Source organism: Solirhodobacter sp. (assembly GCF_964715405.1).
Window position 1 is genome coordinate 1 of the sequence record NZ_CBAICG010000075.1, and the last position, 7,730, is coordinate 7,730.

General features: G+C 65.8%; 9 protein-coding genes. All 9 read left to right on the plus strand.

Going from position 1 to position 7,730, the window contains the following annotated elements:
* The first annotated feature begins 382 nt into the window (after positions 1-382).
* Positions 383-970: a type IV toxin-antitoxin system AbiEi family antitoxin domain-containing protein gene (locus AC11WY_RS18735; protein ID WP_482928302.1), complete on the plus strand. Its 588-nt coding sequence runs from the start codon at positions 383-385 to the stop codon at positions 968-970.
* On the plus strand, positions 963-1,820 hold the full coding sequence (locus tag AC11WY_RS18740; protein WP_482928303.1) for a nucleotidyl transferase AbiEii/AbiGii toxin family protein: 858 nt from the start codon (positions 963-965) through the stop codon (positions 1,818-1,820). The genes AC11WY_RS18735 and AC11WY_RS18740 overlap by 8 nt, the downstream gene beginning before the upstream one ends.
* A gap of 389 nt (positions 1,821-2,209) precedes the next feature.
* On the plus strand, positions 2,210-3,532 hold the full coding sequence (locus tag AC11WY_RS18745; protein WP_482928304.1) for a phage portal protein: 1,323 nt from the start codon (positions 2,210-2,212) through the stop codon (positions 3,530-3,532).
* A 13-nt stretch (positions 3,533-3,545) separates the two neighbouring features.
* A complete protein-coding gene (locus AC11WY_RS18750) occupies positions 3,546-5,600 on the plus strand; it encodes a prohead protease/major capsid protein fusion protein (protein WP_482928305.1) in 2,055 nt (684 codons plus the stop codon).
* 22 nt (positions 5,601-5,622) lie between these two features.
* Positions 5,623-5,961 (plus strand): DUF2190 family protein, encoded by a 339-nt coding sequence (locus AC11WY_RS18755; RefSeq protein ID WP_482928307.1) that lies wholly within the window; start codon positions 5,623-5,625, stop codon positions 5,959-5,961.
* Positions 5,961-6,275: a head-tail joining protein gene (locus AC11WY_RS18760; RefSeq protein ID WP_482928308.1), complete on the plus strand. Its 315-nt coding sequence runs from the start codon at positions 5,961-5,963 to the stop codon at positions 6,273-6,275. Before AC11WY_RS18755 ends, AC11WY_RS18760 begins: the two co-directional genes overlap by 1 nt.
* Complete coding sequence (locus tag AC11WY_RS18765) at positions 6,272-6,901, plus strand: DUF6441 family protein (RefSeq protein ID WP_482928310.1); 630 nt, start codon at positions 6,272-6,274, stop codon at positions 6,899-6,901. The genes AC11WY_RS18760 and AC11WY_RS18765 overlap by 4 nt, the downstream gene beginning before the upstream one ends.
* Before the next feature lie 60 nt (positions 6,902-6,961).
* The gene (locus AC11WY_RS18770) at positions 6,962-7,219 is read left to right on the plus strand and encodes a type II toxin-antitoxin system ParD family antitoxin (protein WP_482928312.1); all 258 of its coding nucleotides are present in this window, start codon (positions 6,962-6,964) and stop codon (positions 7,217-7,219) included.
* Positions 7,219-7,554, plus strand: a complete 336-nt coding sequence (locus AC11WY_RS18775; RefSeq protein ID WP_482928314.1) for a type II toxin-antitoxin system RelE/ParE family toxin — start codon at positions 7,219-7,221, stop codon at positions 7,552-7,554. Before AC11WY_RS18770 ends, AC11WY_RS18775 begins: the two co-directional genes overlap by 1 nt.
* The last annotated feature ends 176 nt before the right edge of the window (positions 7,555-7,730 follow it).

A 7,730-nucleotide genomic window follows, 5' to 3' on the forward strand; every position in this document is an offset into this window, starting at 1 on the left:
AAATAGTTCACGCCGCGTCTGCTTCTTCTTCATCGCGTCGCGAAGACCGGGAAAGGCGGGCTGTTTCGACATCGGCAGGGCTCCCTGGAGGCTTGCCCAAGTCTACCAGATCACGCCGAAAGCGGGAGGTTTTTCAGACGTTCCTTAAGTATTGGCTTTCCGGCGAACGGGGACCGAGCGGAGAGCACCTGATCGTGCTCGCACAACACTCCGACACGGTGCTTTTGACACTTCTCACCATGGCCGAACGGCTGGCGGACAGGCGGCACAGATGTGCCGGTTGCCCTGAGCGCCTCCTTGTGTTACAAAACATAGGACAAAAACTAAGTCTGTCCGAGGATTTATAACACCCATGATCACGGATCATAGCCAACGTGCCCGAATGATCAACTTCATGGAGGCCCATGCGCCAGCCCGGTCCAGGGATCTGGTGGCGATTGGCGTGGCCGCCACGGCAATCTCGCGCGCGGTTGCTGAGGGCGCTGTTGTTCGCATCGGACGCGGTCTTTACCAACTGCCAGACAGTGAACCGGATCTGCATTCGGCGCTGATAGAGATCGCCAAACGTACTCCGAAAGCTGTCATCTGTCTGACCTCGGCGCTGTCTTTTCACCAGCTGACTGACCAGCTGCCGCGCAAAGTCTGGATCGCCGTTGGCGCGAAGGATTGGGCCCCGAAGATCGACTACCCCCAAATCCGCGTTGTGCGGTTTCGCGAACCCTATCTGACAAACGGGCTTGAAGTTCACAACATCCACGGCGTCGATGTGCGCGTGTATTCCATCACCAAATCGATTGCTGACGCCTTCAGAAACCCGAAGCTGGTTGACCGGTCTGTGGCCATCGAGGCCATGAAGTCGGCGCTCAACGACCGCAAAGCAACGCCAGGACAGCTGGCAGAGGCCGCCCAGCAAAACGGGGCATGGAACCAGATGCGCCCCTATCTGGAGGCGCTGACATCCAATGGCTAAACCACCCAAGGATATCGCGGCCTCCGTCCGGCAACGGCTGCTCAACCTTGCACGGCAAGAGGGGCAGGTCTTCGATGTCGTCCTCGTTGCCTTTGGCCTTGAGCGGCTGGTCTACCGCCTGTCCGTCTCTGATTATCGTGATCGCTTCGTCCTGAAAGGCGGGATGCTGGTCACGCTCTGGACAGCCGACACTGGCAGGTTCACGCGGGACATAGATTTCCTGGCATTCGGCTCCGACGAAGAGGCCGCGTTGAAAGAAGCCTTTTCAATGATCCTTGCGATCGACGGCGGTGACGGCCTGATCTATGACGCGGCCAATCTGACGGCCGCCCCTATCCGCGAAGATCAGGTTTACGGTGGCATGCGCCTGCGCACGACCGCCTATTTGGGGGCCACCCAGATTCCGATCACCGTGGACCTCGGGTTCGGCGATGCCCTCGGCGACCCAAAATACCAGATCGACTATGCTTCCCTTTTGGATTTTCCGGCAGCATCCATTCGTGCCTACTCCCCTGCGACCGTCATCGCCGAGAAGTTCCAAGCGGTGGTCGCGCTGGGCATCGCCAACAGCAGGATGAAGGATTTCTATGATCTGTGGACACTGCCAAAGGCAGTCAAGATCGATAGCCAGGAATTGGTCGACACGATCCGGGGAACGTTCAACCGGAGGGAAACCGCCATTCCGACGACCTGTCCGGTGGGTCTTTCACCCGAGTTTTCAACCGAACAAGGCAAGGAAACGCAATGGCGCGCGTACTCCAGCGGCACCACGCTTGAAGGAAAGCCGCTGGCAGAAGTCACTGCGGAAATATGGTCGTGGTTGGAACCAGCATGTCAGTCAGCATCATGAAGCCCGTCGCTGCCTGCCAATGCCCGCGTATGCCCGCCGTTGCCGTTTTTCTGTTCTGGTGTTGATGTGGCGTTGATGTAGAATGCCGAATGCAAAAAGCGCCCCGAGGGGCGCTTTGCAAGTCTTTGTTCTTACGAGAAGATTTGGTTGCGGGGGCAGGATTTGAACCTGCGGCCTTCAGGTTTTGAGCCGCCTCTACCGGAAGGATGGTTATCCTTTGAATTCAGCGGGTTACGAAACAACACTTTGATCTGAAATCAGTTTCCCGCCCGAATTTGCCGCTGCGAACCGCAGCAGACGGGTCTAAACGGGGAACAAGGTAGTGTTCTCCACCTGACGGATGGTTCCCGTTGTCGTTCTGGTGTGCTATTCTCGCGGCATGAGACGCGATGGAATCTGCCTATACCTTGCGGGATCTCGTGCGCAACAACCCGATCGCCGCCCAGGCGGTGCAGGTGCTGGTGAACAACCTCGTCGGGCCCGGCATCCGGCCGCGCGCCGCTTCCACCGACCCGAAGGTGAACAAGGCGGCCGATGAACTCTGGACGCGCTGGGCCGCGGAATGCGATGCCCACGGCCACACCGACTTCTACGGCCTGCAGAACCTCGCCGTCCGCGAGATGATCGAGGGCGGCGAGGTGCTGGCGATGCGGCACCCGCGCCGGGCCTCCGAAGGGCTGTCGGTGCCGCTGCAGGTTCAGGTGCTGGAGGCCGATCACCTCGATTCCGCGCGGGTCGGCGCCTCCCCCGCGGGCGGACGCACCGCGCTGGGGATCGACTACGATGCGGCTGGGCGGCGCGCAGGTTACTGGCTGTTTCCGAACCACCCGGGTGACCAATTGCCCGGCCTCGCGCGTCAACTGCAGTCGGTGCGGATCGGCGCGGCCGAGATCGCACATCTCTTCGAGCGCCAGCGGGTGCAGAACCGCGGCACGCCCTGGGGTGTTCCGGCGATGCGGGCGATCCGCGATGTCGATGACTGGCAGCGGGCGGAACTGGTGCGCAAGAAGACCGAGGCCTGCCTTGTCGGCATCGTCTTCGGCGCCGACGAGGCCGACCAATCCATCGCTCCGATCGTGCAGGACAGCGCGGGCAACCGCGTCGAGCAGTTCGAACCGGGTCTGATCGCCTATGCCCGCGGCGGCAAGGACATCAAGTTCAACCAGCCCTCCGGCACGGCGGGCGTCTACGAATGGCACCGGGTGCAATTGCACATCATCGCGGCGGGCTTCCGGGTGCCTTACGCGTTGATGACCGGCGATCTGAGCCAGACCAACTTCTCCTCGAGCCGGGTCGGCCTCAACGAGTTCCGCCGCATGATCGACCAGCTGCAATGGCAGACCATCATTCCGATGTTCTGCGCGCCGGTCTGGCGCTGGTTCATCACGATGGCGCAGTCGATGGGCAAGCTGCCCGCCGGGATCGACATTCCGGCGGACTGGGCGCCGCCCCGGTTCGAAAGCGTCAACCCATTGCAGGATGTGCAGGCGGACCTTCTCGAAGTGCGCGCAGGGTTCTCGAGCCTGCCGCAACAGATCGCGCGGCGCGGCTACGATCCGGAGGCGCTGATCGTCGAATGGGCGGATTTCGCCGCCAAGACCGACGCGCTGAACCTCCTCTTCGACAGCGACCCGCGCAAGCTCTCGAAAGCGGGCCTTGCCCAGATGACCGCGTCCGACGGCACCCCGCCGGACCCGGCCCAGAATACCTGAACGGGAGTTCACCTTGCCCATCCCAGCCCCCCTCACGCTCGAGCTGCCCCGGCTCGAGCGCAGCGCCAGTCTGCGCGCCGAGTCCGCGAACCTGCAGGCCCGCACTGTCGATCTGGTCTGGACCACCGGCGCGCCGGTGCTGCGGCCGCGCTTTCTGGACGATCCGATCCTTGAGACGCTGTCGCTTGATCCCGGCGCCGTCCGGCTCGAACGGCTCAACGGCGGCGCGCCGTTCCTCGCCTCGCATGACGCGCGCTCGCTCGCCTCGGTGCTGGGCGTCGTGGTGGAAGGCTCCGCTCGCATCGAACAAGGCCAGGGCGTCGCCACGGTGCGGTTCTCCGACCGCGCCGAGGTGGAGCCGATCTTCCGCGATATCGCGAACGGCATCCTGCGCAATGTCTCGGTCGGCTACCGCGTTCATCGCTACCAGATCAGCAAACGCGATGGCGCCCCTGAAGACTGGCGCGCCGTCGACTGGGAACCCCTGGAGATTTCCGCCGTGGCGATCGGCGCCGATCCGGGCGCCACCGTGCGCGCGGCCGAGAGCGGCGATGCCCCGCTCTACCCTTGTGTCCTGATCCGGCAGGACGAGTCCCCCGCGCCCGGCGCGGCTACACCGAAAGGAGCCCCCATGCCTGAAACCACCCCGGCGGCAATTGTCGAAGACACCGCCCGCACCGCCGCGCCGATCGAGACCCGCGCTGCACCGGCCGCCCCGGTCACCGCCCCGGCGGCGCCTGCCCCCTCGGCGCCCGATCCAGCGGCGATCCGCGCCGAGGAACGCTCCCGCGTTGCCGAGATCATGGCGCTTTGCACCCGCCACGGCATCGAGGCCACGGTCTCCGGCGATCTGATCGCCCGCGGCGTCACGCTCGATGCCGCTCGCGCCGCAGTGCTCGACGCGCTCGTCGACCGTGACCCCTTCGGCGGCCGTGTCAACGAGCCTTCCTTTGCCCAGGCACGGGGCAGTGAAGCGGGCGAGATCGCCTATCGCGACGCGATGACCGAGGCGCTGCTGCATCGCCACAACCCGGCAGCCCATCCCCTGCCCGACCGCGCCCGCGAGTTTCGCGGGTTGAACCTGATGGAACTGGCGCGCCACGCGCTGGAGCGGCGCGGCACGCCGACGCGCGGCCTCGCCAAGATGGACCTTGCCCGCGCCGCCTTCGCAACGCGCGACGGCGGCGGCTACCATTCGACCAGCGATTTTGCGGCCATCCTCGCCAATGTCGCGAACAAGACGCTGCGGCAGGCCTATGACGGCACGGCGCGCACCTTCACCACCTGGGCGCGGTCGGCCACCATCATGGACTTCAAGCCGGTGCAGCGCACCCAGCTCGGCGGCGCGCCGGATCTCCAGCAGGTGCTGGAATCGGGCGAATTCCATTACGGCACAATTGGCGAGGGCAAGGAGGTCTATGCGCTCGCGACCTACGGCCGCATCGTGGCGATCACCCGCCAGACGCTGATCAACGACGATCTCAACGCCTTCACCCGGGTACCGGCGGCCTTCGGCGCGTCGGCGGCGGACCTCGAGAGCGATATCGTCTACGCGATCCTGACCCAGAACCCCACGATGGCCGATGGCACTGCGCTCTTCGACGCCGCCCACGGCAACCTCGGCACCGCCTCGGTTGTCTCGGAAGCGGCGCTCGCCGCGGCCTACCGGATGTTCGGCCAGCAGCGCGGGCTTGAAGCGCGGCTGATCTCGATCCTGCCGCGCTACATCCTCGTGCCGCCGGGCTCGCGCTCGGTCGAAGCGCGCAAGCAGATCACGGCCACCACGCCCGCCAACACGGCGGGCGTCAACACCTTCGCCGGTCGGCTGGAAGTGATCGAAGAGCCGCGGCTGATCCCCACCGCGGGCCAGGACCCCTGGTTCCTTGCCGCCGATCCGGCCCGCATCGACACGGTGGAATACGCCTACCTCGACGGCCAGCAGGGTGTTTACACCGAGACCCGCGCGGGCTTCGAGGTCGACGGCCTCGAGATCAAGGCCCGCCACGACTTCGCCGCCAAGGCGATCGACTGGCGCGGCCTTCTGAAGAACCCCGGCGCCGCCGCCTGATCCCCCCGCAAGGAACTTTGCCATGAAGAACTATGTCTCGGCGGGCGATACGCTCGTCATCACTGCCGCCGCCGCGCTGAAGTCTGGCGACGGCGTCCTCGTCGGCGCCGCCTTTGGCGTCGCCACGGGCGATATCGCGCTGGGTACCACCGGCGTGATCGCCCTCAGCGGTGTCTTCGATCTGCCGAAGATCGCCAGCCAGGCCTGGACGGTCGGCCAGAAGGTCTACTGGGACGGAGCGGCCTCACGCTGCACCGGCACCGCGAGCGGCAACACACTGATCGGCTTCGCGGCCCTGGCGGTCGGCAGCGGCTCGACCGAAATCCTCGGCCGCGTGAAGCTCAACGAAGCGGTCGTGTGATGACCGCTTTCGCCGCGGCCGTCGACGCGCTCTTCCGCGACCCGCATCTGACCGAGCCCGCACTCTACCGGGCGGGGGGCAGCGGCGATGGTGTGCCGGTGCGGATCGCACGTCGGGCCCCGGACGTCCTCACGCCTTGGGGCGAGGCGCGGATCGTGAGCGATACGACCCTGGTCGAGGTCCGTGTTTCCGACCTGCCCGAACCGCGGCCGGGCGATCTGATCGTGCTCGGCGCCGAGAGCTTCCTGATCCAGGGCGAGCCGCTGCGCGACCGCGACCGGCTGATCTGGACCCTCGATCTGAGGCCGGAATGAAGCTGAAGCTCGAGATCAATCCCGACCTCGTCACGCTGATGCAGGCGGAGATCGCGGCAGGCGAGCGGGCAGTCTCGGCCGCGATGCGCGCCGCGGGCGGCGACCTCAAGGCCGCCTGGCGCGGTCAGATCACCGGCGCCGGGTTGGGCACCCGCCTTGGGAACTCGGTCCGGCTCGCAACCTACCCGAAGGGCAGGGACAGCCTGAATGCCGCCGCGCTGGTCTGGTCGAGTGCCCCGGTGATCGTCGGCGCCCATGACTCGGGGCCGCTGATCCGGTCGCAGAACGGCTTCTGGCTGGCGATCCCAACTCCGGCCGCGGGCAAAAGCACGAAAGGCGGCCGCATCACTCCCGGCGAATGGGAGCGCCGCACCGGACTGCGCCTGCGCTTCGTCTTCCGCCGCAGGGGGCCGAGCCTGCTGGTGGCCGAGGCACGGCTGAACACCAAGGGCTGGGCGGCCGCCTCGCGGGCCAAGACCGGGCGTGGGCTGGCCACCGTGCCGATCTTCCTGCTGGTGCCACAGGTGAGGTTGCGCAAGCGGCTGGATCTGGCGCGGGATGCCGAGCGGGCCATCGACGGCGTGCCGGGGCGGATCGTGGCGGGGTGGATGGAAGGGAAGCTGTGACAGGGCAGTGGACAGTTTCGGGCCATTGGCATATATTGCCAACGTTACAGAGGGCACGCCATGACCACCCGAAACGTCGTTTTGACCGACACCCAGTCCGCCCTCGTTGATCGGCTTGTTGCGTCGGGCCGTTTCCAGAACGCCAGTGAAGCCCTTCGCGCAGGGTTGCGATTGTTGGAACGTGAAGAGGCAGAACTTGGCGCTCTGCGGGATCGGCTGACCATCGGCGTTGAACAAGCCAGATCGGGCCAGTTCGCCGAGGGAAGTGGTGAGGATGCGGTGCGCCGCGCCTTTGCCCGCGCAAGAACCGCCCGGTGATGACCCGTCCCTGGAGGCTGACGCGGCAGGCCGAGGCCTCGCTGGTCGAGATTGCGCGCTGGACGCTGGAAACCTTCGGCCCCCGCCAGGCCGCCGCCTATGAGGACGACCTGATCGCCCGCTGCGCCGAAATCGCGGCCGGGACGGCCGTGTCGCAGGATTGCCGTCGCCTCATTGCACCTGACCTGCCCGAGGATCTGCGCTTCACACGCTGCGGGCAGCATTTCGTCGTGTTCATCGAGGACCCGGCTCAGGTGGTCATCGTCGATTTCCTGCACAGCCGTGCAGACCTCCCGGCAAGGCTGGCGTCCCTTCCCGACCCGAAGGCCGGTTGAGGAAACCGACTCCATTTCCCGCGACTCCAACCCCATCAGCCGCCGGCCCATCACGGCGGCAGGAAATGCCATGCCCACCACTCGCGCCACCGTCCTCGCCGCGCTCTACGCGCGGCTGCAGCCGCTTGCCGCCCTCACCTTGCGAGACGATGTCCTGCCGGAGCGCATCCCGCCTG

Bases quoted from the DNA above. Each gene is read 5' to 3' on its own strand.
- AC11WY_RS18735 (WP_482928302.1), top strand. From the start codon at position 383: ATGATCAACTTCATGGAGGCCCATGCGCCAGCCCGGTCCAGGGATCTG.
- AC11WY_RS18740 (WP_482928303.1), top strand. From the start codon at position 963: ATGGCTAAACCACCCAAGGATATCGCGGCCTCCGTCCGGCAACGGCTG.
- AC11WY_RS18770 (WP_482928312.1), top strand. From the start codon at position 6,962: ATGACCACCCGAAACGTCGTTTTGACCGACACCCAGTCCGCCCTCGTT.
- AC11WY_RS18765 (WP_482928310.1), top strand. From the start codon at position 6,272: ATGAAGCTGAAGCTCGAGATCAATCCCGACCTCGTCACGCTGATGCAG.
- AC11WY_RS18755 (WP_482928307.1), top strand. From the start codon at position 5,623: ATGAAGAACTATGTCTCGGCGGGCGATACGCTCGTCATCACTGCCGCC.
- AC11WY_RS18760 (WP_482928308.1), top strand. From the start codon at position 5,961: ATGACCGCTTTCGCCGCGGCCGTCGACGCGCTCTTCCGCGACCCGCAT.
- AC11WY_RS18775 (WP_482928314.1), top strand. From the start codon at position 7,219: ATGACCCGTCCCTGGAGGCTGACGCGGCAGGCCGAGGCCTCGCTGGTC.
- AC11WY_RS18745 (WP_482928304.1), top strand. From the start codon at position 2,210: ATGGAATCTGCCTATACCTTGCGGGATCTCGTGCGCAACAACCCGATC.